Origin of the sequence: Thalassolituus sp. UBA6592 (genome assembly GCF_002433655.1) — a bacterium.
Classification (GTDB): domain Bacteria; phylum Pseudomonadota; class Gammaproteobacteria; order Pseudomonadales; family Oceanobacteraceae; genus Venatoribacter.
Genome location: NZ_DJIO01000146.1, coordinates 14169 through 35438, shown reverse-complemented (window position 1 = coordinate 35438; position 21270 = coordinate 14169). Strand labels below are relative to the sequence as shown.

The 21270-nt window shown below is 55.0% G+C and carries 23 protein-coding genes; 11 read left to right on the top strand and 12 right to left on the bottom strand.

Annotated features, from left to right (window positions below; translation table 11 throughout):
• Nucleotides 1-2: 2 nt before the first annotated feature.
• From mreD to B2Z72_RS14585, 5 genes are read left to right on the top strand one after another with little or no spacing between them, the layout of a single operon-like run.
• Nucleotides 3-482, top strand: coding sequence for a rod shape-determining protein MreD (mreD, locus tag B2Z72_RS14605; RefSeq protein WP_296983584.1), 480 nt, complete (start codon nucleotides 3-5; stop codon nucleotides 480-482).
• Nucleotides 479-1051, top strand: coding sequence for a Maf family protein (locus B2Z72_RS14600; protein ID WP_296983583.1), 573 nt, complete (start codon nucleotides 479-481; stop codon nucleotides 1049-1051). Before mreD ends, B2Z72_RS14600 begins: the two co-directional genes overlap by 4 nt.
• A 2-nt stretch (nucleotides 1052-1053) precedes the next feature.
• Nucleotides 1054-2505, top strand: coding sequence for a ribonuclease G (gene rng / locus B2Z72_RS14595; protein ID WP_296983594.1), 1452 nt, complete (start codon nucleotides 1054-1056; stop codon nucleotides 2503-2505).
• A gap of 7 nt (nucleotides 2506-2512) precedes the next feature.
• Entirely contained in the window at nucleotides 2513-6616 is a 4104-nt protein-coding gene (locus B2Z72_RS14590; protein WP_296983581.1) for a YhdP family protein, read from the top strand.
• Entirely contained in the window at nucleotides 6613-7419 is an 807-nt protein-coding gene (locus B2Z72_RS14585) for a carbon-nitrogen hydrolase family protein (protein ID WP_297005163.1), read from the top strand. The genes B2Z72_RS14590 and B2Z72_RS14585 overlap by 4 nt, the downstream gene beginning before the upstream one ends.
• A 33-nt stretch (nucleotides 7420-7452) precedes the next feature.
• Here B2Z72_RS14585 and yjgA read toward each other — a convergent pair whose 3' ends face one another.
• The 12 genes from yjgA to B2Z72_RS14525 all read right to left on the bottom strand — a co-directional run bounded on the left by yjgA (nucleotide 7453) and on the right by B2Z72_RS14525 (nucleotide 16895).
• On the bottom strand, nucleotides 7453-7965 hold the full coding sequence (yjgA, locus tag B2Z72_RS14580; protein ID WP_296983578.1) for a ribosome biogenesis factor YjgA: 513 nt from the start codon (nucleotides 7963-7965) through the stop codon (nucleotides 7453-7455).
• Nucleotides 7966-7982: 17 nt separating this feature from the next.
• Nucleotides 7983-9338, bottom strand: a complete 1356-nt coding sequence (gene mgtE / locus B2Z72_RS14575; protein WP_296983577.1) for a magnesium transporter — start codon at nucleotides 9336-9338, stop codon at nucleotides 7983-7985.
• A gap of 107 nt (nucleotides 9339-9445) precedes the next feature.
• On the bottom strand, nucleotides 9446-9715 hold the full coding sequence (locus B2Z72_RS14570) for an HPr family phosphocarrier protein (protein ID WP_296983576.1): 270 nt from the start codon (nucleotides 9713-9715) through the stop codon (nucleotides 9446-9448).
• On the bottom strand, nucleotides 9715-10578 hold the full coding sequence (gene rapZ, locus B2Z72_RS14565) for an RNase adapter RapZ (RefSeq protein ID WP_296983575.1): 864 nt from the start codon (nucleotides 10576-10578) through the stop codon (nucleotides 9715-9717). Before rapZ ends, B2Z72_RS14570 begins: the two co-directional genes overlap by 1 nt.
• 22 nt (nucleotides 10579-10600) lie before the next feature.
• Nucleotides 10601-11059: a PTS IIA-like nitrogen regulatory protein PtsN gene (gene ptsN, locus B2Z72_RS14560; protein WP_296983574.1), complete on the bottom strand. Its 459-nt coding sequence runs from the start codon at nucleotides 11057-11059 to the stop codon at nucleotides 10601-10603.
• A gap of 6 nt (nucleotides 11060-11065) precedes the next feature.
• On the bottom strand, nucleotides 11066-11368 hold the full coding sequence (gene hpf / locus B2Z72_RS14555; RefSeq protein WP_296983573.1) for a ribosome hibernation-promoting factor, HPF/YfiA family: 303 nt from the start codon (nucleotides 11366-11368) through the stop codon (nucleotides 11066-11068).
• A gap of 68 nt (nucleotides 11369-11436) precedes the next feature.
• Nucleotides 11437-12921 carry an RNA polymerase factor sigma-54 gene (locus B2Z72_RS14550; RefSeq protein ID WP_296983572.1) on the bottom strand — a complete coding sequence of 495 codons (1485 nt, stop codon included), beginning with the start codon at nucleotides 12919-12921 and terminating at the stop codon, nucleotides 11437-11439.
• Nucleotides 12922-13072: 151 nt separating this feature from the next.
• Entirely contained in the window at nucleotides 13073-13798 is a 726-nt protein-coding gene (lptB, locus tag B2Z72_RS14545; RefSeq protein ID WP_297005160.1) for an LPS export ABC transporter ATP-binding protein, read from the bottom strand.
• Nucleotides 13795-14400 carry a lipopolysaccharide transport periplasmic protein LptA gene (gene lptA, locus B2Z72_RS14540; protein WP_296983569.1) on the bottom strand — a complete coding sequence of 202 codons (606 nt, stop codon included), beginning with the start codon at nucleotides 14398-14400 and terminating at the stop codon, nucleotides 13795-13797. Before lptA ends, lptB begins: the two co-directional genes overlap by 4 nt.
• On the bottom strand, nucleotides 14390-14947 hold the full coding sequence (gene lptC, locus B2Z72_RS14535; RefSeq protein ID WP_296983567.1) for an LPS export ABC transporter periplasmic protein LptC: 558 nt from the start codon (nucleotides 14945-14947) through the stop codon (nucleotides 14390-14392). Before lptC ends, lptA begins: the two co-directional genes overlap by 11 nt.
• A complete protein-coding gene (locus B2Z72_RS14530; RefSeq protein WP_297005157.1) occupies nucleotides 14947-15921 on the bottom strand; it encodes a KpsF/GutQ family sugar-phosphate isomerase in 975 nt (324 codons plus the stop codon). Before B2Z72_RS14530 ends, lptC begins: the two co-directional genes overlap by 1 nt.
• A complete protein-coding gene (locus B2Z72_RS14525) occupies nucleotides 15921-16895 on the bottom strand; it encodes a calcium/sodium antiporter (RefSeq protein WP_296984408.1) in 975 nt (324 codons plus the stop codon). Before B2Z72_RS14525 ends, B2Z72_RS14530 begins: the two co-directional genes overlap by 1 nt.
• A gap of 183 nt (nucleotides 16896-17078) precedes the next feature.
• On the opposite strand from B2Z72_RS14525, the gene B2Z72_RS14520 reads away from it, so the two are divergent.
• The 6 genes from B2Z72_RS14520 to murA all read left to right on the top strand — a co-directional run bounded on the left by B2Z72_RS14520 (nucleotide 17079) and on the right by murA (nucleotide 21086).
• On the top strand, nucleotides 17079-17891 hold the full coding sequence (locus B2Z72_RS14520) for an ABC transporter ATP-binding protein (protein ID WP_296984409.1): 813 nt from the start codon (nucleotides 17079-17081) through the stop codon (nucleotides 17889-17891).
• Nucleotides 17891-18673: a lipid asymmetry maintenance ABC transporter permease subunit MlaE gene (gene mlaE, locus B2Z72_RS14515; protein ID WP_296984423.1), complete on the top strand. Its 783-nt coding sequence runs from the start codon at nucleotides 17891-17893 to the stop codon at nucleotides 18671-18673. Before B2Z72_RS14520 ends, mlaE begins: the two co-directional genes overlap by 1 nt.
• Nucleotides 18674-18675: 2 nt before the next feature.
• Nucleotides 18676-19137 (top strand): outer membrane lipid asymmetry maintenance protein MlaD, encoded by a 462-nt coding sequence (mlaD, locus tag B2Z72_RS14510; RefSeq protein WP_296984410.1) that lies wholly within the window; start codon nucleotides 18676-18678, stop codon nucleotides 19135-19137.
• An 11-nt stretch (nucleotides 19138-19148) separates the two neighbouring features.
• Nucleotides 19149-19451, top strand: coding sequence for an STAS domain-containing protein (locus B2Z72_RS14505; RefSeq protein ID WP_296984411.1), 303 nt, complete (start codon nucleotides 19149-19151; stop codon nucleotides 19449-19451).
• Nucleotides 19452-19571: 120 nt separating this feature from the next.
• A complete protein-coding gene (locus B2Z72_RS14500; RefSeq protein WP_296984413.1) occupies nucleotides 19572-19811 on the top strand; it encodes a BolA family protein in 240 nt (79 codons plus the stop codon).
• A 9-nt stretch (nucleotides 19812-19820) separates the two neighbouring features.
• Nucleotides 19821-21086 (top strand): UDP-N-acetylglucosamine 1-carboxyvinyltransferase, encoded by a 1266-nt coding sequence (gene murA / locus B2Z72_RS14495; RefSeq protein WP_296984414.1) that lies wholly within the window; start codon nucleotides 19821-19823, stop codon nucleotides 21084-21086.
• Nucleotides 21087-21270 lie beyond the last annotated feature (184 nt).

The window sequence follows — 21270 nt, the reverse complement described above, 5'->3', positions numbered from 1 at the left end:
TCATGGATATCCGTGCTGTTATTCTTGCTCTGGTGACTCTCTTTCTGGCATTCGTCATGGAACACATGCCGATGCCGGATATTCTGCTCTGGCTGCAGCCCAGCTGGGTACTGCTGGTGGTGACTCTGCTGGTTCTGAATGCGCCTTCGACCTTTGGTATCTGGCTGGCATTGCCTCTGGGCCTGATGCTGGACGTGGAACACGATACGCTGATCGGTACTCATATTCTGACCATGGCAGTTCATATTTTCGTGCTGCAGGTGCTGTACCGCCGCATGATGATGTTCAATTTTCTGCAGCAGACCGGTGTGGTCTTCCTGCTCATCGGCGTGCAACAGCTGCTGATTTACTGGAGCAGTGCTGTGGTCAGCGATCAGGTGACACCGGTTACCCTGTGGACACCGGCGCTGACTTCCGCGCTGCTGTGGCCATGGGTCTATGCACTGGGCCACTTCGTGAAAGTAAGGCTTAACCTGAAATGATGATTCTTGCTTCGGCGTCGCCACGCCGTCGTGAACTGCTGCAACAGATTGGCGTGCAGTTCCGCTGCGAAGCTGCTGATATCGACGAAACGCCGATAGCCGGGGAAGATCCACAACAGTATGTTGAACGTATGGCGCTGGAGAAGGCCAGAGTACTGGCACAGCGTTATCCGGACGATTCAGTACTTGGCTCAGATACCAGTGTGGTTCTGGCAGGGCACATTCTCGGTAAACCCGTTGATGATGAGGATGCCCGCAGCATGCTCAGTTCGTTGTCCGGCCGTGAACATCAGGTGATGACGGCAGTAGCGCTGGTGGGTGCTGATGCAGAGCGTGTACTGACGGTGATTACCCGGGTGCGCTTCTGTGCGCTGACTGAGCAGCAAATTAATGATTACGTCGCCACAGGCGAGCCGGCAGATAAAGCCGGTGCCTATGGTATTCAGGGGCTGGGAGCCGTGCTGGTGGCCGGTATCGAAGGCAGCTACAGCAATGTGGTGGGCCTGCCGCTGACAGAAACGGCCGCACTGCTTGCGCAGGCCGGTATCAGTATCTGGAATAAGGAATGAACGTGAACGCAGAAATTCTGATGAATGTCACCCCGACGGAAACCCGGGTGGCCATCGTTGAAAACGGTGTCCTGCAGGAAATATTTATTGAGCGCACCAATCATCGTGGTCTGGTGGGCAATATTTATAAAGGCAAGGTCGTGCGCGTATTGCCTGGTATGCAGGCCGCTTTCGTCGATATTGGTCTGGAACGCGCGGCGTTTATTCACGCTGCTGAAATCGGCAAGGGCGACAGCAATACTCCGATTACCCAGCTGGTACATGAAGGTCAGGCGCTGATCGTGCAGGTCACCAAAGACCCGATCGGCACCAAAGGTGCGCGTCTGACGACTCAGCTATCCATCCCTTCCCGCTATCTGGTGTATATGCCGGGGGCGGATCATGTCGGCGTGTCGCAGCGTATCGAAGAAGGCGGCGAGCGCGACCGCCTGAAAGATCTGGTGCATGCCTGCATGGAAGGTGAGGGCCTGACCGGTGAAGCCGGCTTTATTCTGCGTACCGCTGCCGAAGGCGTTGGCGAAGAGGAAATTCTCGCCGATACCCGCTATCTGCGCCGTCTGTGGCGCAAGCTGGAAGAGCGCATCAAAGACAATAAAGCCCCGAGTCTGGTCTATGACGAGTTGCCGCTGTCGCTGCGTACTCTGCGCGATTATGCGCGCCCGGAAGTCAGTAAGATTTTTATCGACTCGCGTGAGACCTTTCAGAAAATCGAGCAGTTCGTGCAGCAGTATGTGCCGGAAGTTGCCGACAGCATAGGTTATTACCCGGGTCCGCGACCGCTGTTTGAACTGTACAGCGTCGAGGACGAAATTCAGCGTGCGCTGGAGCGCAAAGTGCAGCTGAAATCCGGCGGCTATCTGGTGATTGATCAGACCGAAGCCATGACCACCATTGACGTGAACACCGGTGGTTTTGTTGGTCGCCGTAATCTCGAAGAAACCATCTTTAAAACCAATCTTGAAGCGGCTACTGCCATTGGTCGCCAGCTGCGATTGCGTAATCTGGGCGGCATAATCATCCTCGATTTCATCGATATGGCAGAAGTGGAACATCAGCGTCAGGTTCTGCGTATGCTGGAAAAAGTGCTGGAAAAAGATCACGCCAAAACCAAGATCAGTGGCGTCTCTGAGCTGGGGCTGGTGGAGATGACGCGTAAGCGCACACGCGAAAGTCTGGAACAGATGCTGATGGAACCTTGTCCGCATTGCGAAGGACGCGGTTCGGTGAAAACAGCAGAAACCATCTGCTACGAGCTGTTCCGCGAAATCCTGCGTGAGGACCGCGCCTACGGTGCCGGTAACTATCTGGTGCTGGCCAGCCAGGCGGTAGTGGATAGACTGCTGGATGAAGACAGTCAGGGTCTTGCTGACCTCGAAGCCTTTATCGGTAAAGCGATCAAACTGCAGGTCGAAGCGCTTTACGCTCAGGACCAGTACGACATCATTCTTCAATAGGCCGCTTATGCTTTGGTTGCGCGCGCTGTGGACTCAGATCTGGGTCACCCTGGTGGTGGCCGCGGTAGCGCTTGCTCTTTATACCAGTCTTGGCCGTCAGCTGATTCCGCTGGTGGAAACCTACCGTGCGGATCTGGAGCAGCAGCTGTCAGCAGCGCTCGGCCAGCCGGTGTATATCGGCCAGTTAAAAGGTGGCTGGAACCGCTTATCCCCCAACGTTGAGATCCGCGACATTCAGTTCGGCCCGGCGGGCGACGGCATTTCCGTACGCAGTGTGCAGGCCGAACTGGATGTCAGCGCCAGTCTGTTTTATCGCTTGCCGGTCTTTCAGCACATCATCATCAATGGCGTGGCTTCCGAGGTGCACCATCTGGGCGGCCCGGACTGGCGTATTGGCAGTCAGTGGGCGCTGGATCTGGCTGCCCATAAACCCGCTGAGCAACCGGCTCAGCCGGATAAAAGCCGCTCCTCCGCCGGGCGTGATGAACAGCCGCTGTGGCTGCGCTGGCTGCAGCTGCAGAAATCCATTGAACTGACCGACTGGCAGCTGGTGGCATTTGATCCGGATCAGACCCGCGAAGTGCTCAACGTTGAACGTCTGGCGCTGCGCAATCAGGGACCCAATCACGAATTCGACAGCCATATTGAATGGGGGCGCGAGCAGGTGGCCAGTATCCGCGCCATGGCCTCCATGCAGGGTGATCTGTGGCCCTGGAACAAACAACATGGCGAAGTTTATCTCGACGTACAGTCGCAGGAATGGAGCCGTTTTATTCCGGATAATCTGCCGTCTGGTCTGAAAGTGGATAACTTCAGCGCCGGCGCAGAAGCCTGGCTTACGGTCAGTGATGGCGACTTAAGCTCTCTGTACCTGAATGCCGATATTCCCCAGCTGACCATCGCGACTAAAGCTGAGCCAATTGCCCTGAGCAATGGCACATTGCGGGTGGCGGGTAAACACAATGGTGAGGACTGGCACCTGCAGGTGCGCCCGCACTTTGATCAGACCCTACCTTTCAATGATTTCAGTCTCAGTTCTATTGCGCTGAAAGCCTCCACCGGCCTGATTTACAAGGGCTGGCAGGTGGGTATCCCACAGGCGGATATTGCCGAAGCAACCGACTTCCTCAGCCGCCACAGTCTGCTGCCGGCACCGTTTGATCGTTATATCAGTAACATCAACGCCCGTGGCCAGGCCAGTGCTGTGCATCTGTCGGCAATCCCCGGCACGCCGTGGAAAATGGATGTTAAAGCGAACCTGCATGAGGTCAGCACCGACGCCTACAGCGGTATTCCGGCCTTTGAGGATATCTCAGGCAAGGTGCAGCTGCAGCCACACGGTGGCCGTCTGGATGTCGACAGTGAAGATTTCCGTATGCTGCTCAGCGGTATTTACGACAATGCCTGGGATCTTAAGCAGGCCCACGGCAGTTTTTTCTGGTCAGTGGAGCCGGATTATGCCCGTCTGCAGGTTAATGGTCTGAACGGCTATCTTTCCGGTACCGAAGACGATCCCGGCATCTGGCCGGTGGCGGTTGAACTTGGCTTAACTCTGCCGCGTATTGGCAGCAACAAAGAATCAGCCATCAATCTGATGGTGGGGATGCCAAAGGCCGAGGCCTCGCTGCGTCATCAGCTGGTGCCAGCGCTGCTGAACGATGGCATCCGCAGCTGGATTGATGACAGCGTCACCGACGGACACTTCACTGATGCTGCTTTCGTCATGCGCCGTCCTCTGCACGATGAGCATATTGCCAACACGGATTCCGCCCAGCTGTATCTCAATTTCAGCGATGCGCGGGTGAAATATCTGGCGGACTGGCCGGCGGCAGAGGAGCTTTCCGGGCGTCTGCTGCTACGCGCTCCGGAGCTGGACGTGCATATTGATCAGGGGCGCACGCTTGGCGGTACTCTGGTTAACCGCAGTGGTCGTGTGACCATCACTCCCGGACGCGACGGACACTCTTTACTGGATGTGCGGGCCCATCTGCAGGGCGATGCCGGCGAAGCCATTCAGTATTTCACGGCAACACCGCTGCAGTCGCTGGTGAATAACCAGCTCGACAGCTGGCAGGCCGACGGCCCGGTGGATGCAGCGTTACAGCTGAAGATGCCGTTGGGAGAGGAGGCTGCGCTGCCCGACATCCGCCTGCAGGCCGATATCAAAGACACACAGCTCACACTGCCGGATCTGAACCTCGCGTTCAGTGATATCAATGGGCGGCTTAATTACACCAGCGCCGACGGGCTGAACGCCGATGCGTTAAACGGCAAGACCTTTGGCGGTGCGTTTAATGGCAGGATTGCTTCGCTGAAACGCGGAGAGGGTTTTGATATTCAGCTGCATGCCGATGGTGATGCGGGCATTGCCGAAGTGCGCGAATGGTTGCCGACAGTGCTGCTCGATCCGGTCAGTGGGCGGATGAATTACAGCGCGGATCTGGCTATTGGCGGTGATAACCTCACATTCCTGCTGAATACGCCTCTTAAAGATACCGTGATCGACCTGCCTTACCCCTACGGTAAGGCGGCGGATGAAGAGCGCCAGCTGGCGGTGGAAGTGCAGCCCGGACGCGAAACCCGCATTAATCTGGTGTATGACGACCGGGTGAGAGCGGCGCTGGCACTGGATGATGAAGGGCTGAACCGCGGGCAGGTTTATCTCGGTGATACCGAACCTTTCCTGCCCAGCGACAAAGGTCTGGAAATCCGCGGCAGCATCAGTGAAACCCTGCAGGCCGATGTCTGGTGGGAAACCTGGCAGCACATGATGGCGCTGCTGGACGCGGAAGAAAAACAGCAGGCTGCGCAACGTCGTCAGACGCTGAATGGCGCAACGGCCTCCACAGGTACGGCTAAGCATGCTGCTGCTCAGTCCGGGCCGGTGCGAATGATCAATATTGCACTTGATGACGTTAATCTGTGGGGAACGCCCTCCGGCCCGGCGACGGTTATTGCCAATCAGCGCTGGAACGAGTGGACCTTCGATTTCAACAGCGAGCTGATCAAAGGTAAGGCCACTCTTTATCCGGACAACAGTCCGATTGATCTGAACCTCGATTACATCCATTTCCCACCGCAAGCTGAGGAACCACAGTCGCTGGCGGAGCTGGATGATGAACAGCGCGCAGCTGAAGGCGGAACGTCATCCCAGGCAGATTTCAGTCCGGAAGATCCGCTGCAGGATATGATGCCGGCGGATATTCCGGCATTTAACATGGTTCTGACGGAGCTCTACATTGGCACCCGTAACTTCGGGCGCTGGCAGCTGGAAGCCAGACCTCAGGACAAAGGCACCGTCTTTCATGTCATCGACAGTGATACCAAGGGGCTGAAAGTAAAAGGTGACGTGTATTGGGATCACACAGCGGATGGCCATAAAACCCGGCTGGATGTGCTCAACCTGACCAGTAAGGATCTGGGTGCAATACAGCGCGCCTTCCGTCAGGAGGCGGTGATCGAAGGCAATGATATGAATGCCTCGCTGCAGATGAGCTGGGACGGTTCACCCATGGCGTTCAATACGCCGACACTGAATGGCCTGGCCAGCCTGCGCATCCGCAATGGCAGCATGGCGGCAGAAGGCACCGGTGCGCTGAAAGCCTTCGGTGCCCTTAACTTCAATGCCATTTCCCGCCGTCTGATGCTCGATTTCTCTGATATCTATCAGGAGGGCGTGGCGTTTGACGTTTTCCGCGGCAAAGCCAAAATTGAAAATGGTCTGCTGACGCTGACCGAGCCTCTGAGTATGGACGGTACCGGCGGTACTTTTCTGACCTCAGGCAGTACCAATCTGGTGGATGAAACCCTGGATATGAAGATGGTAGTTACCTTCCCGGTCTCCAGCACATTGCCGATTGTGGCGTTGCTGGCGGGTCTGGCACCGCCGGTGGCGGCCTCCATCTATGTCACGGAAAAGCTGATCGGTGATGAACTGGCGCGCTTCACCAGCGCCCGCTATAACCTTACCGGTACCTGGCAGCAGCCGGATCTGAAAATTGATAAAGCCTTCAACAATACCATTGACGGCAAAAAAGAGAAGCGCGGTATCTGGCGCCGGGTAATGAGTGTTCTGGATGTCTTTAATCTGATGGAGGACGATGACGAATGAGTCAGGTAGCCGTAGTACAGATGAACAGTCAGGCCGATGTGCTTTACAACATGGGTGAAGCCCGGTTGATGGTGCGTGAAGCTGCAGAATGCGGAGCGCAGCTGGTGCTGTTACCCGAGATGTTTCTGACCCTCGACGGCAGCCAGTTTCAGGCTCTGGCCGACGATGATGGCTGGGTGAAACAGTTATCGCAGTGGGCGCGTGAATTTGGTATCTGGCTGGTGGCCGGTGCGGTGCCGCAGAATTCCCCTGACGGAGATCCGCGGGTGCGTTCTGCGTGTCTGGTGTTCGACCATCGCGGTCATCAGGTTGCGCGCTACGATAAAATTCATTTGTTTGATGTGGATGTGGGCGACACTCAGGGCAGCTATAAAGAATCCAGACGCTTTGCGCCGGGCAATGAGCTGGTGGTTATCGACAGTCCGGTGGGCAAGCTGGGGTTGAGTATCTGCTTTGACGTGCGTTTCCCGGAACAGTATCAGGCATTAACCGCGGCCGGTGCAGAAGTCCTGCTGGTGCCTGCGGCGTTCACCCATAAAACCGGTCAGGTGCACTGGCAGACGCTGCTGACTGCCCGGGCGGTGGAGAATCAGTGCTATATCGTTGCTGCAGACCAGTGTGGCTGGCACGATGACAAGCGCCAGACCTGGGGACATTCCTGCGTCATCGATCCCTGGGGAAAAGTGCTGACCATGGCGGGCGAAGAACCCGGTGTCAGCCTGGCGGATATTGATCTGCAGCGATTGCAGGAAATCCGCCGGGCTATGCCGCTGAATCACGTGGCGTTAAATACAGCGGAGTGATGTGCAGAAGTGGGGCTGCGGGCGCCGTGGCGCTCAGTCAGCCATGACTTCGCGGATCAGCTGAAACAGCTTCTTGTAGTTACTGCCAGGTTTTGGCGGTTCACTGCTCATTTCTTTACTGGCGTTACGTACCAGGTTGCGCAGTTGCTGGCGATCAACATGCGGATATTCCTCAATAAAGTCATTGAGGCCGTTGTTGTCGTTAATCAGGCGGGTACGCCACATTTCCTGCTGACGGATCAGGCGACCAAAGACTTCGCTCGACGGGTCCATCAGATCCAGCGCATGTTGAATGGCATCGACATCTTCTTCGCGCATCAGCTTGCCAATGTACTGCAGGTGACGGCGTTTGGCTTCATTCTGCTTCAGACGCTGGCTTTCTTTCAGGGCGCTGCGCAGATTCTCTGAAATCGGCAGCTCAGCCCATTTGGCCGGTGTCATTTCGCTCAGCTCTTTGCCCATGACTTTCAGGCGTTCAGCATCACGTTTCAGTTCAGACTTACTGACATATTCGATGTCGTCGTCTTCGTATTGATCATCTTTCATAGTATTTGGTATTCGGTTCACAGATAGAACAGGGTCGCTAACCCGAGGAAGGAGAGGAATCCTACCACATCTGTGACGGTAGTCAGAACCACGCTGCCAGCAAGGGCAGGATCAATTCCCCGTGCTTTCAGCAGCAGAGGCAGGCCAGCGCCGGCCACAGCGGCAACCAGCAGGTTGATGACAATGGCGGCGGCAATGATCAGGGCGATCTGCGGGTCCCTGAACCAGACAAAGGTGATGATGGCGATAACCACCGCCCACAGCACACCATTGATGGCGGCGACAATGATTTCCCGGTTAAACAGCCAGCGGAAGTTACTGCCGCTGAGGTGTCCCAGTGCCTGGCCACGGATCACCAGGGTCAGTACCTGACTGCCGGCAATACCGCCCATACTGGCAACAATCGGCATCAGTACAGCCAGTGCGACAACTTTTTCGATGGTTTCGTCGAACATGCCGATCACGGCGGAGGCTGCCAGCGCGGTCAGCAGGTTAATACCCAGCCATACCGCACGGCGGCGACTGGTTTTCAGGGCCGGAGCGAAGGTGTCTTCTTCGTCGTCCAGACCGGCCATACTCATCAGTGAGTGGTCCGCAGTTTCGCGGATAACGTCAACCACGTCATCGATGGTGATCCGGCCAACCAGCACGCCATCGTCGTCGACAACCGGAGCGGATACCAGATCGTGGCGCTCGAACAGTTTGGCAACGTCGCTGTCATGCATGGTGGCAGGAATGATTTTGGCGTCTGTACTCATCACTTCCCGCACGGTCTGATGCGGGTCACTGACCAGCAGTTTGCTGATGGCCAGGGTACCGATAAATTCGTTGTTACGGCTGACGACCAGCAGGTTATCCGTCATGGCGGGCAGGGATTTGTGGCGGCGCAGATAGCGCAGCACCACATCCAGAGTGATGTCCGGACGGATGGTGATGGTGTCGGTGTTCATCAGACCACCGGCACTGTCCTCGGCATAACCCAGTACTGACTCGAGGCGATCCCGGTCCTGCTGGTCCATGGACTCCAGAACTTCCTGGGTCACACGTTCCGGCAGCGCCTGCAGCATATCGGCGACGTCATCGGTGTCGAGCTCGGAGGCGATATCGGCGACTTCTTCGGCGCTCATATCGCTCAGGAAGTGACCCTGCAGCTCTTCACTCAGATTCTGCAGTACTTCACCTTCCAGTTCCTTGTCGACCATCTCCCACAGAATCTTACGCGCCTTAGGCGGTGAGGATTCAATCAGGTGGGCAATATCAACCGGCGCCAGACCCGAGTTCAGGATACGGCGGACCTGCGTCATCGCGCCGCTCTCAAGAGCTGCGTTAAGACTGTGCAGTTTTGTCCGGGCGCGTTCGCTTTGCTCTGCCATCGTACCTTGTTCCGGGGCGGGTTATATGAACTGAGAGTGTATCCGGGTCAGACAACAGATACCATGAAACTACTCGCAAGAATGCGTGTAATTAATTGTTTTAAAACCTATTCTTCCTCGTCGAAGCGGCGGTTGATGAGATCGGTGATGGCTTCCGCCGCAGCCTCCGCATCGTTACCTTCGGCGTGCAGTTCCAGAACGGTACCTTTACTGGCGGCCAGCATCATCACCGCCATGATGCTTTTACCGTCAACCATACGCTCCGGATAGCCGACTTTTACCTGACTGGAAAAGGCCGAGGCAGTCGACACCAGTTTGGCGGCAGCCCGGGCATGCAGGCCCAGTTTATTGATAATGGTCAGCTGGGTTTTAATCATCAGGACTCCTGGTTGCTCAGCTCGCGGTGGCGGATCTGCACATTGCTGTACAGATCAGCGAATTCCTCTTTCAATCGCTCGGCGACATAAACGGATCTGTGTTGGCCACCGGTGCAGCCGATGGCGATGGTCATATAACTGCGGTTTGCCTCGATAAAGGCCGGCAGCCAGCGACGGATGAAACCGGCAATATCGTCTTTCATCAGCGCCACCTGTGGCTCGTTGCCAAGAAATTCAATCACTGGCTGTTCCAGCCCTGTGTGTGCACGCAGGCCCGGGTCCCAATAGGGATTCGGCAGGTTGCGCACATCAAAAACATAATCGGCATCGATGGGAATACCGTGTTTGAAGCCGAAGGATTCAAACAGAATGGCGATATCGTTGCTGGATTTGTCTGCGACCCGCATTTTGATCTGACTGCGCAGCTCGTGTACCGACATATTGGTAGTATCGAGGGTCAGATCCGCCAGATTGGCGATGGGGTCGAGCAGTTCTTTTTCCTGATCAATGGCTTCCGCCAGCGACAGGTGTGGGCTGGTCAGTGGGTGCTTACGCCGGGTGGAGCTGAAGCGCTGCAGCAGAACTTCTTCGCTGGCATCCAGATAGATGACATCCAGGCGGTATTCATCATTGGGCAGCTGGTGCAGGATTTCGTCGATGTTATCGAAGGCGTGAAGCAGGTTGCGGGCGTCGATACTGACGGCCACCCGGGACAGCTTTTCTTCACTTTCGGTCTGGGTGACCAGAGTCGGAAGCATGGAGATGGGCAGGTTATCTATACAATAAAAGCCCTGATCCTCGAGCACGTGCAGTGCGCTGGATTTACCTGATCCTGAACGTCCACTGATGACTACCAGGCGCATCGGTTATCTCCATATCCCTGGGTTAAGCGCTGGCGAGCGCCCGTTGATAGAGGTATTTAGCGTCCGGGGCATTGCGCAGGGCTTCCCGGTAACCCGCTTCGCTGAAGTTTCTGGCCAGCATGGCCAGTACTTTTAAATGTTCTTCGGTGGCTTCTTCCGGCACTAACAGAGCAAAAACCAGATCGACCGGTTTCTGATCGATGGCGTCGTAGTCCACAGGTTCGGCCAGGCGCAACAGAATGCCGATGGCCTGAGTGCACTGGCGCAGACGGCAATGGGGAATGGCAATGCCTTCCCCAATGCCGGTGCTGCCCAACCGCTCGCGGCTGAGCAGGCTGTCGAAAATATCGTCGGCTGAGCAGTCACTGAGCTGCTCGGCAACAAAGCCAGACAGAAACTCCAGCAGTTTTTTCTTGCTGGAGACTTCTACATTAATTAATGCGCGTTCTGGCGTAAGAATGTCGCCGATACTCAGTTCCATAAAAAATCAGCCCTGACCTTTCTGACGTGCTACCAGTTTTTCTTTGTGTTTAAGAAGCTGACGATCCAGCTTTTCTACCATCTGATCAATGGCGGCGTACATATCGTCGCCTTCTGCACTGGCGTTCAGATCTGTGCCACTGGCGTGGACGGTTGCTTCTGCTGTCATGCGCCCTTTCACCACAGTGAGAGTAACCTGACCATTGGTGATGTTGTCGAAGTGGCGGGTCAGCTTCGACATCTTGTCGTCGACATGACTCTGCAGGGCTTCGGTAATTTCTACATGGTGACCGCTGATATTGATCTTCATTTCCAGGCTCCTTGTGTGCTGGTTCTGTTTTTTACTATTTAATCAGCTTCAGGATTAAATTCAGTGTTCTAAATCAGCTGTTTACGTTCATTTGAAGGTGGAATCAACATAGCTTCACGGTACTTGGCTACGGTGCGTCGTGCAACCTGAATACCGCGTTCTCCAAGCATAGTTGCGATTTTGTTATCACTGAGTGGTTTACGGGCATTTTCTTCTGAAATCAGCTTTTTGATCATGGCGCGGATAGCAGTGGACGAGCATTCGCCGCCGCCATCTGTGCTGACATGACTGGAGAAAAAGTACTTGAGTTCAAAAATACCACGCGGGGTGTGCATGTATTTCTGTGTGGTCACACGGGAAATCGTCGATTCGTGCATGCCAACCGCTTCGGCAATATCGTGCAGCACCAGAGGTTTCATCGCTTCTTCACCTTCTTCGAAGAAGTCGATCTGATACTCAACAATTTTGGTGGCCACTTTCAGCAGGGTTTCATTGCGGCTTTGCAGACTTTTGATAAACCAGCGCGCTTCCTGCAGGTGATCACGCAGGAAAGCATTATCTGTGCTGTTGTCTGAACGACGCACCAGTGCAGCGTAATCCGCATTCACCCGCAGTTTGGGTGCGATGTCGGGGTTCAGTTCGACCCGCCATTCATCGCGCACATTACGCACGATCACATCCGGCACAACGTATTCTGCCTGTTCACCACTGACGCCGGCACCGGGTTTCGGGTTCAGTTCTTTAATCAGGCACAGTACAGATTTCAGATCATCTTCGCGCAGACGGGTCTTGCGCATCAGGGTCTGGTAATCGCGGCTGCCGAGTAATTCGATGTAGTCACTGATTACCAGCCGGGCTTCTTTCAGCCATTCGGTTTCCGGTGCCAGCTGCGCCAGTTGCAGCAACAGGCATTCACGCAGATCGCGGGCAAAAACACCGGCCGGATCAAACTGCTGCAGGCGATGCAGGACGGCCAGAACTTCTTCTTCTTCGATTTCCAGTTCCGGGTCCATGCTTTCCACCACATCTTCAATGGTGGTGTGCAGGTAACCATCGTCGTCCACGCCATCAATCAGCATGGTGGCGATTTCGCGGTCAGCGTCGGACATTGGTGTCAGGTTAAGCTGCCACTCGAGGTGATCCTGCAGATTTTCAGTGGAGGCGTGGCGGGAATCGTAATCGAAGTCGTCGTCGATGGCGTTGCTGTTGCCGGAAGAAACACCGGCTGTTGCCTGATAGGTATCGTCCCACTGGCTGTCTACCGGCAGATCGTCCGGCAGTTGTTCCTGGGACCATTGTTCGTCCAGTTCCGGAGTATCGGAATCGTCTTTGGAAGTAACTTCTGTTTTGCTCTCGGACACCTCCATAGAGGAGTGATCCGCTGTATCGTCACCCTCGTGCTCTTCCATTTCCAGCATAGGATTGGCGTCCAGTGCCTCCTGAATCTCCTGCTGGAGGTCAAGGGTAGAGAGCTGCAGCAGACGGATTGCCTGCTGTAACTGAGGGGTCATGGTCAGTTGCTGACCCATCTTTAACTGAAGAGACGCTTTCATAGAGTTCAGTACTTACCCATAGTCGGCACAATCTGTGCATTATACGCCAAGGCCGGGAACCCACAACCTGATTTGTTGGTCACTTCAGGTTGGGCCAGTCCCACTGCACAGGAGTATCCTCCTGCGTATCTGAATCCATTCGCTGCTCTGATCAGAGGCGGAAGTCCTCCCCCAGATACACTTTACGTACCTGTTCGCTGGCGAGTACTTCGTCGGCATTTCCTTCTGCAATAATGTGACCGCCACCGACGATGTAAGCTTTTTCACAGATGGCGAGGGTTTCCCGCACATTGTGGTCGGTAATCAGTACACCAATTCCGCGCGCTTTCAGCTGACGGATAATGTCCATGATGTCAGCTACGGAAATTGGGTCAACCCCGGCGAAAGGCTCATCGAGCAAAATAAAGGACGGTTCGGCGGCCAGAGCGCGGGCAATTTCCACCCGCCGGCGTTCGCCGCCGGACAGGGCCATGCCCAGACTGTCGCGGATATGCTGGATGTTGAACTCGTCGAGCAGGCCTTCCAGACGCTCCAGACGCTGTTTGCGGTTGAGGTCTTTGCGGGTTTCCAGAATGGCCAGTATGTTGTCTGACACACTGAGCTTGCGGAAGATGGAAGCTTCCTGCGGCAGATAGCCGATACCTTTGCGTGCCCGGCCATGCATTGGCAGGTGACTGATGTCTTCGCCGTCGATGGTTATCGTGCCTTTATCGGCCTGTACCAGGTTGACGATCATATAAAAGCAGGTGGTTTTACCCGCACCGTTCGGACCCAGCAGGCCGACGATCTGGCCGCTGCTGACTTCCATGGACACGTCTTTGACTACTTCACGGCCGTTGTAGCTTTTGGCCAGATGTTCTGCCTTCAGTGTTTTCATTGGCTGCTTCCGGATTGCTCAGTGCTGTTGCCGGACGGCTCCGCGTTATTGCCGGATGATTCCGCGGCGTTATCGTCTTTCTTAGGCTGGATCACCATCCGTACCCGGGAGTCTTCCGGCTTTTCTTCGCCTTCTTTAACTGTGCTGGTGCCACCGTTGGCTTTGACCGTCTCGGCATTCATATCGTAAGTCAGGCGCTGACCGCTGAACTGATCGCCACCCTGTTTCAGATTGGCGTCTCCGGTGATGATTACTTCACGCTGATCGCTCAGATATTCAATGCGCTTACCATTGGCGTAAGTGACTGGCTTACCGACATTAATCTGCTGCTGGTAACGTGCCGGTTTACCATCGGCGACGGCGCTTTTTAATACGTTGCCTTCATGCAGGATTTCCAGCCGGTCGGCTTCGATCTTAAGCGTACCCTGAGTAAGAATGACATTACCCTGATAAATCACGACACCGGTACGGCGATCCATTTCCGCCTGCTGGGAGCGGATAACCAGTTCCTGTTGTTCGTCTTCCGGCAAGGCCTGAGCCGCTGATGTCAGAATCGCCAGCAGCAGAGAGAAGGGAAGAGCGGTCAGAGACTTAAGGTTCATAACGTGAGTTAACCTCTGCATTAAAGCGGATATGTTGAGCCGGAACGTCCATGCGCATACCAACGGCCGTCATGTTGGCGCGGTCACTGGTAATGGTGACGAGCTGATCGGTTTCGGCGATGCCGGTGCTGTGGTGGTATGTCAGGCGCTCAGTGCGGATCAGCAGATTATGATTGGCTGCAGTGTCGAGCGGGCGGATTTTTACGTCATTGATCAGCTGCAGGGTTTTATCCGCATCTGTCATGGTGCCTTCAACCGCAGAGATCAGCCATTGCGAACCCTCTTCGTCGAGCACGGTAAATTCCGGCTGACTGAAATAGGTGTTGCCGATACCCGGATAGTGGCTGGAGCTGTCTGCAGTGAATTTCTGCGACTGAATACCTTCGTCGCTGTACTGGCGGCTGATCAGCTTCTCACCGTAGTAATCCGGCTCGTTATCAGCCTGATCAGCTCCGGCTGGTGTCAGTTCACTGGTGTAGCGATCTACTGCCAGCAGAGCCAGGCCGAAAAATGCCGTGATGATCAGCAGCAACCAGCGCTTACGCATCAGATCACGCCCGCTCGCAGCAGGTCGTGCATATTGATAACGCCAACGGCTTTGTCGCCTTCCTTAACCACCAGAGCGTTAATTTTGTTGTCTTCCATGAGCTTCAGGGCCTCGGCTGCCAGGGTTTTTGGCGTGGTGCTTTTACCGCCATAGGTCATAACGTCTGCCATGGTGGCGGTGTGAATATTTACACCGTTGTCGATGGCGCGACGTAAGTCACCGTCGGTGAAAATCCCCTGCATCTGGCCATCCAGCTGCACGGTTGTCATGCCCAGACCTTTGGACGTCACGACCAGCAGGGCTTCAGAGAGCGTCGTTGCTGGTTCGACGACTGGCAGTTCGGCGCCGGCGTGCATGATGTCTTCGACTTTCAGCAGCAGACGACGGCCCAGTGAACCACCTGGATGAGAGAAGGCAAAGTCTTCGGCGGTGAAGCCGCGGGCTTCGAGCAGAGCCACAGCCAGGGCATCGCCAACCACCAGAGCACAGGTGGTAGAGGAGGTTGGTGCCAGATTCAGCGGGCAGGCTTCCTGTTCAACACCAGTATCCAGATGCGCGTCAGCTGCGGTGGCCAGTGTTGATTCCGGTTTACCGGTCATGCTGATCAGGCGCGTGCCGAGGCGTTTGAACAGTGGTAGCAGGCTGGTTACTTCGCTGCTTTCACCGGAATTCGACAGCGCGATGACCACGTCTTCCGGCTGGATCATGCCCATATCACCGTGACTGGCTTCGCCCGGATGAACAAAAAATGCCGGCGTGCCGGTGCTGGCCAGAGTGGCGGCCATTTTGGTGCCGATGTGGCCGGATTTCCCCATGCCGGTAACCACCACACGGCCTTTACATTCGAGGATGAGTTTGCAGGCGATGGCGAAATCTGTGGACAGACGGTCGATCAGGTGCCCGATCGCTTCCTGCTCCAGGGTTATGGTGCGACGGGCGGATTGCAGAAAATCAAAATCAAAATTGGTAGTCATTAGCTTGCCATAAAATATAAAGACGACATGTAACCAATAAAACTGGCTGTCAGTAACAGACCGGAAAAACGGCCAAGAGTGCCGCTGCGGTAGTTCACCAGGAACATAATCACCAGCGCAACGGTCAGCACCATCATAACCGAGTAATCACGATACAGCGCCTGCGGGTCAACCTGAGTAACGGCGAGCAGGCCGGGAATCGGCATAACAGTGAGTAAATTAAACATATTCGAGCCGATCACGTTACCGATAGCAATATCGTGGTGGCCTTTCAGGGCACTGGCCACAGACGCCGCCAGCTCGGGCAGGCTGGTACCGATAGCAACGATGGTCAGGCCGATAATAAGATCGCTGACGCCAAATGCGTGGGCAATATCCGTTGCGCCCCACACCAGCAGTTTAGAAGCAATAACCAGTGCGACCAGGCCAATTACCAGTTCGATAATGGCTTTGCGCAGTGGTGTGTTTTCAATTTCTTCTGCTTCGTCTTCTTCTACAACAGACTCACCGGACTCACTGGAGCCGAGAAACATCAGATATAGGGCGGCCGCCATGGCAGTCAGCAGAATGATGGCATCGAGCAGATTCAGTTCCAGATCGGCCAGCGTCAGGCCGCCGATAATGCTCACCAGCACCAGTACCGGCAGTTCTTTCTTCAGCAGTTTTTTCTGCAGCGGAATCGGACTGATCAGGGCGGTTACCCCCAGCACCAGTGCAATATTGGTGATGTTGGAACCAATGGCATTACCGATGGCCAGGTTGCCTGCGCCGTCGATGGAAGCCATGGCAGATACGAACATCTCAGGTGCGGAGGTGCCCATGGCAACGATGGTCAGGCCAACTAATAAGGGAGACATCCCCAGTCTGCGGGCGGTCGCCGCGGCTCCGATCACAAATTTATCGGCGCTCCAGACCAGCAGGACGAGTCCGGCGATTACGGCAACAGCGGCGGTCAGCATAGGGGCAGTCAGCATGGAATTGGGCAGGTCCTGAGGGTTCAGAAATAAAGCGCGACATTGTACCGGAGGGGATTCTGTACGCAATTGCAACTTATCGTTTTGCTCAGCTGTATGAGACGTTAAACGAGGACTGTTGGTTCTGAATGAACATTCCGCTAAGCTAGCGGGCAATTAAACCGTATCAGGCAGGGACTGTGCATGACTGCGAGTCAGCCCTATGTCTCTATCCGTGATCTGAGTTTCAGTCGCGGGGACAGACTCATTTACAACAATCTGGATGTGGATTTCCCGCGTGGCAAAGTGACCGCGATCATGGGACCGTCCGGTACCGGTAAGACAACACTGCTGCGTCTTATTGGTGGCCAGCTGATCGCGGATAAAGGTACCGTCATTGTTGATGGTCAGAACGTCGCTCAGTTGTCGCGTAAAAAGTTGTTTGAGCTGCGCCGTCAGAAGATGGGCATGCTGTTTCAGACCGGCGCACTGTTCACCGACCTGAACGTATTCGATAACGTTGCTTTTCCATTGCGTACGCACACCGATCTGCCGGAATCAATGATCCGCGATCTGGTACTGATGAAGCTTGAAGCCGTTGGTCTGCGTGGTGCGCGTAATATGTCACCGGCAGAACTGTCGGGCGGTATGGCACGACGGGTGGCGCTGGCGCGTTCTATCGCCATGGACCCGGAAATCATTATGTACGACGAGCCTTTTACCGGCCTCGATCCCATCTCCATGGGCATGATTGTGAAACTGATCCGCGGTCTGAATCAGGCGCTCGGTCTCACTAGTTTGCTGGTTTCCCACGATGTCGAAGAATCCTGTTCCATTGCTGATTACCTGTGTGTCGTCTCCGACGGCAAAGTGATCGGCTTTGGCACCCCGGAAGAACTTATCAACGAAGGCAATGCGGAAGTGAAGCAGTTCCTTAACGGCGATCCTGATGGTCCGGTGCCATTCCACTACCCGGCGGCGGATTACCGCAGCGATATTCTGAGCGGAGTGGAATGATGCTGAACAAACTGCAGAGCATCGGCCAGAGCGGTACCCGGGCGATCGAATCCATTGGCCGCGCCACCATTATGCTGTGGCACTCGATTATGTGGGGCGGTCCGGGCAGTGCCGGTTTCTTTGATCTGATCAAGCAGATTTACTCAGTGGGTGTGCGCTCACTGATTATTATCGTCGTCGCCGGTTTCTTTGTCGGTATGGTGCTGGCGCTGCAGGGCTACAACATTCTGGTCAGCTTTGGTTCTGAAACCGTATTGGGAACGCTGGTGGCGCTGTCGCTGCTGCGTGAACTCGGTCCGGTGGTCGCAGCCCTGCTGTTTGCCGGTCGTGCCGGTTCAGCCCTGACCGCTGAAATTGGTCTGATGAAGGCCACAGAACAGCTGACGGCCATGGAAATGATGGGTGTCGATCCGCTGAAGCGGGTAATAACGCCGCGTCTGTGGGCTGGTCTTATTTCTATGCCGATTCTGGCGCTGCTGTTTTCCACCGTAGGTATCTGGGGTGGGGCGTATGTAGCCATTGATCTGGTAGGCATTGATGAAGGTGCTTACTGGGGCAATATGCAGGCTTCGGTAGAATTTTATTCAGACGTGGTGAAAGGGGTTGTGAAATCCCTGGTATTCGGTCTGGTGATTACCTGGATCGCAGTCTTTCAGGGCTACGACTCCGTGCCGACTTCCGAAGGGATCGGTAAAGCAACTACTCAGACGGTGGTGATTTCTTCACTGGCCGTACTTGGACTCGACTTTATTCTGACAGCCGTGATGCTGGGGGGTATCTGAACATGCGCATGCGTTACATTGAACTGAGTGTCGGCGCTTTTATGGTTCTGGGCGTGATTGCCATTGTGTTGATGGCTTTCCGCGTCAGTGGCCTGACCATCCGCAGCAGTGATGATACCTATACCATCAAAGCCCATTTTGAAAATCTGGGCGGTCTGACTGAAAAAGCCAAAGTATCCATGTCCGGTGTGACCATTGGCCGGGTGACCAACATCTATCTGGATACCGAATGGTATTCAGCGGTGGTGGAAATGGAGATTGATAAATCCATGAGCACTCTGACCACGGATACCTCAGCCTCCATCCTGACCGCCGGTCTGCTGGGCGAGAAATACATCGGTCTGACCGTAGGCGCTGAGGAAGACTATCTGAAAGATGGTGACTGGATTGACGACACTCAGTCCGCCATTGTACTGGAAGAGCTGATTGGCCGTTTCCTGTTTAACAGCGCTGAAAAGAACTGATCGGGCACACTATGGCTGAGCTGAAACGCATCGACGAACATACCGCGGAGCTGAGCGGCGACCTGCTGCACAGCACGGTAACCGCTGTGATTGCACCGGGTAAAAAGCTGATCAGTGCTGCCGGCGACCGCTGGACGGTCGATATGCAGGGTGTTACCCGGGTGTCCAGCAGCGGCGTGGCGCTGGTGCTGGAATGGCTGCGGGCGGCAGAAACCAGTGGTTGCCAGTTGAGCATCCTCAATCTGCCGGAACATATGCGTCCTATCATAGATATCAGCGATCTCGATCCGCTGTTTGCCCCCCTGATTGCCTGATATCCGTCATGCCTGACTGAATTTCGTGATCGGGCTGTCACTTTACCTATCCTGTGCGCTTCGTTCCGGGGCGCAAATCCGCTATCATATGGCGCTTTCGAAATCTGAACGGTAAACCGTATGTCCCCGGCAGAAATCCTGCAAGTCCTGCAAACTGAATCCCCTGAAATCAACTGGACCGTCGACGGCGATGGCTACCACAACGTGGTGGAAGGTGTCGGTGAAGCGTTTGAAGGTCTGAACGCGGTAAAACGCCAGCAGTTCGTGTACAAACTGCTGAATCCATACATTGCAGACGGCCGTCTGCACGCTGTATCTATCCGCACTTTTACCCCTGCTGAAAAAGCCAGCGCACAATAAGAGCTTTCTATGGACAAACTGAGAATTGAGGGCGGTAACCGGCTGAACGGTGAGATCCGTATTTCCGGTGCAAAAAACTCTGCCCTGCCGATTCTGTCAGCGACTCTGCTGGCGGAAGGTGTTATGCGCGTAGGTAACCTGCCGCACCTGCACGATATTACGACCATGCTGGAACTGCTCGGCTGCATGGGTGTGGAAGTGGCGATCGATGAAGATATGTCGGTCGAAACCGACTGCGCCAACATCAAAAGCTGTGTAGCGCCTTACGATCTGGTGCGCACCATGCGCGCTTCGATTCTGGTTCTTGGTCCGCTGTTAGCGCGTTACGGCGAAGCCGAAGTATCCCTGCCTGGCGGTTGTGCCATTGGCTCCCGTCCGGTTGATCTGCACATCCGTGGTATGGAAGCGCTGGGCGCTGAAGTTGAAGTACTGGATGGCTATATTAAAGCCGTCGTGCCTGGCGGTCGTCTGACCGGCGCTAATATTTTCTTCGATACCGTGACCGTAACCGGTACCGAAAACGTGATGATGGCAGCGACACTGGCGAAAGGCACCACCACCATTGAAAACGCGGCCCGTGAACCGGAAGTCGTGGATCTGGCCAACTGTCTGAATGCCATGGGCGCTAAGATTTCAGGTGCCGGCTCTGACACCATGGTGATCGAAGGTGTTGAGAAACTGTACGGCTGTTCCTTCGATGTGCTGCCGGACCGTATTGAAACTGGTACCTATCTGGTAGCGGCAGCCGTGACCGGTGGCCGGGTGAAAACCAAAGATACCGATCCGCTGATCATGGAAGCGGTTCTGCATAAGCTGGAAGAAGCCGGTGCCGATATTACCATTGGTGACAACTGGATCGAGCTGGATATGCACGGTAAGCGTCCCAAAGCGGTAAATATCAAAACCGCTCCGCACCCGGCATTCCCGACCGATATGCAGGCACAGTTTATGGTGCTGAATGCATTGGCCGAAGGCACGGGTACCGTGATTGAAACCGTATTCGAAAACCGCTTTATGCACGCTCAGGAACTGGTGCGTATGGGCGCGGATATCGCCGTTGAAGGCAATACTGCCATCGTAACCGGTAAAGAGAAGCTGCAGGCTGCTCCGGTTATGGCGACCGACCTGCGTGCTTCGGCGTCGCTGGTGATTGCGGCCCTGATGGCCGAAGGCGCGACCGATGTGAACCGTATTTATCACATTGACCGCGGCTATGAATGTATTGAAGAAAAGTTTCAGCAGTTGGGTGCGAATATCCGCAGAATATCTGGCTGATAGCTTGTGAAAGCTGCCTGCATTGCAGGTGCTGTGTTAAAAAGCGTCTCAAAATACTCATGTACAATTTGTACACTCCGTTTTTTCGCCGCTTTTTGCCTTGCCCCTGCTGCTTCGCCGACGCTTTCATTGTCTGTATTGCCATTGCAGTGAGCAGGCACTACCTTCAAACGTGAAAATCACA

Coding starts and splice junctions, on each gene's coding strand:
- B2Z72_RS14590 (WP_296983581.1), top strand. CDS start 2,513: ATGCTTTGGTTGCGCGCGCTGTGGACTCAGATCTGGGTCACCCTGGTG.
- mlaD (WP_296984410.1), top strand. CDS start 18,676: ATGCGCATGCGTTACATTGAACTGAGTGTCGGCGCTTTTATGGTTCTG.
- mgtE (WP_296983577.1), bottom strand. CDS start 9,338: ATGGCAGAGCAAAGCGAACGCGCCCGGACAAAACTGCACAGTCTTAAC.
- B2Z72_RS14585 (WP_297005163.1), top strand. CDS start 6,613: ATGAGTCAGGTAGCCGTAGTACAGATGAACAGTCAGGCCGATGTGCTT.
- B2Z72_RS14550 (WP_296983572.1), bottom strand. CDS start 12,921: ATGAAAGCGTCTCTTCAGTTAAAGATGGGTCAGCAACTGACCATGACC.
- B2Z72_RS14500 (WP_296984413.1), top strand. CDS start 19,572: ATGTCCCCGGCAGAAATCCTGCAAGTCCTGCAAACTGAATCCCCTGAA.
- lptC (WP_296983567.1), bottom strand. CDS start 14,947: ATGCGTAAGCGCTGGTTGCTGCTGATCATCACGGCATTTTTCGGCCTG.
- mreD (WP_296983584.1), top strand. CDS start 3: ATGGATATCCGTGCTGTTATTCTTGCTCTGGTGACTCTCTTTCTGGCA.
- B2Z72_RS14505 (WP_296984411.1), top strand. CDS start 19,149: ATGGCTGAGCTGAAACGCATCGACGAACATACCGCGGAGCTGAGCGGC.
- B2Z72_RS14570 (WP_296983576.1), bottom strand. CDS start 9,715: ATGATTAAAACCCAGCTGACCATTATCAATAAACTGGGCCTGCATGCC.
- lptB (WP_297005160.1), bottom strand. CDS start 13,798: ATGAAAACACTGAAGGCAGAACATCTGGCCAAAAGCTACAACGGCCGT.
- hpf (WP_296983573.1), bottom strand. CDS start 11,368: ATGAAGATCAATATCAGCGGTCACCATGTAGAAATTACCGAAGCCCTG.
- rapZ (WP_296983575.1), bottom strand. CDS start 10,578: ATGCGCCTGGTAGTCATCAGTGGACGTTCAGGATCAGGTAAATCCAGC.
- yjgA (WP_296983578.1), bottom strand. CDS start 7,965: ATGAAAGATGATCAATACGAAGACGACGACATCGAATATGTCAGTAAG.
- ptsN (WP_296983574.1), bottom strand. CDS start 11,059: ATGGAACTGAGTATCGGCGACATTCTTACGCCAGAACGCGCATTAATT.
- lptA (WP_296983569.1), bottom strand. CDS start 14,400: ATGAACCTTAAGTCTCTGACCGCTCTTCCCTTCTCTCTGCTGCTGGCG.
- mlaE (WP_296984423.1), top strand. CDS start 17,891: ATGCTGAACAAACTGCAGAGCATCGGCCAGAGCGGTACCCGGGCGATC.
- B2Z72_RS14520 (WP_296984409.1), top strand. CDS start 17,079: ATGACTGCGAGTCAGCCCTATGTCTCTATCCGTGATCTGAGTTTCAGT.
- B2Z72_RS14530 (WP_297005157.1), bottom strand. CDS start 15,921: ATGACTACCAATTTTGATTTTGATTTTCTGCAATCCGCCCGTCGCACC.
- murA (WP_296984414.1), top strand. CDS start 19,821: ATGGACAAACTGAGAATTGAGGGCGGTAACCGGCTGAACGGTGAGATC.
- B2Z72_RS14600 (WP_296983583.1), top strand. CDS start 479: ATGATGATTCTTGCTTCGGCGTCGCCACGCCGTCGTGAACTGCTGCAA.
- B2Z72_RS14525 (WP_296984408.1), bottom strand. CDS start 16,895: ATGCTGACTGCCCCTATGCTGACCGCCGCTGTTGCCGTAATCGCCGGA.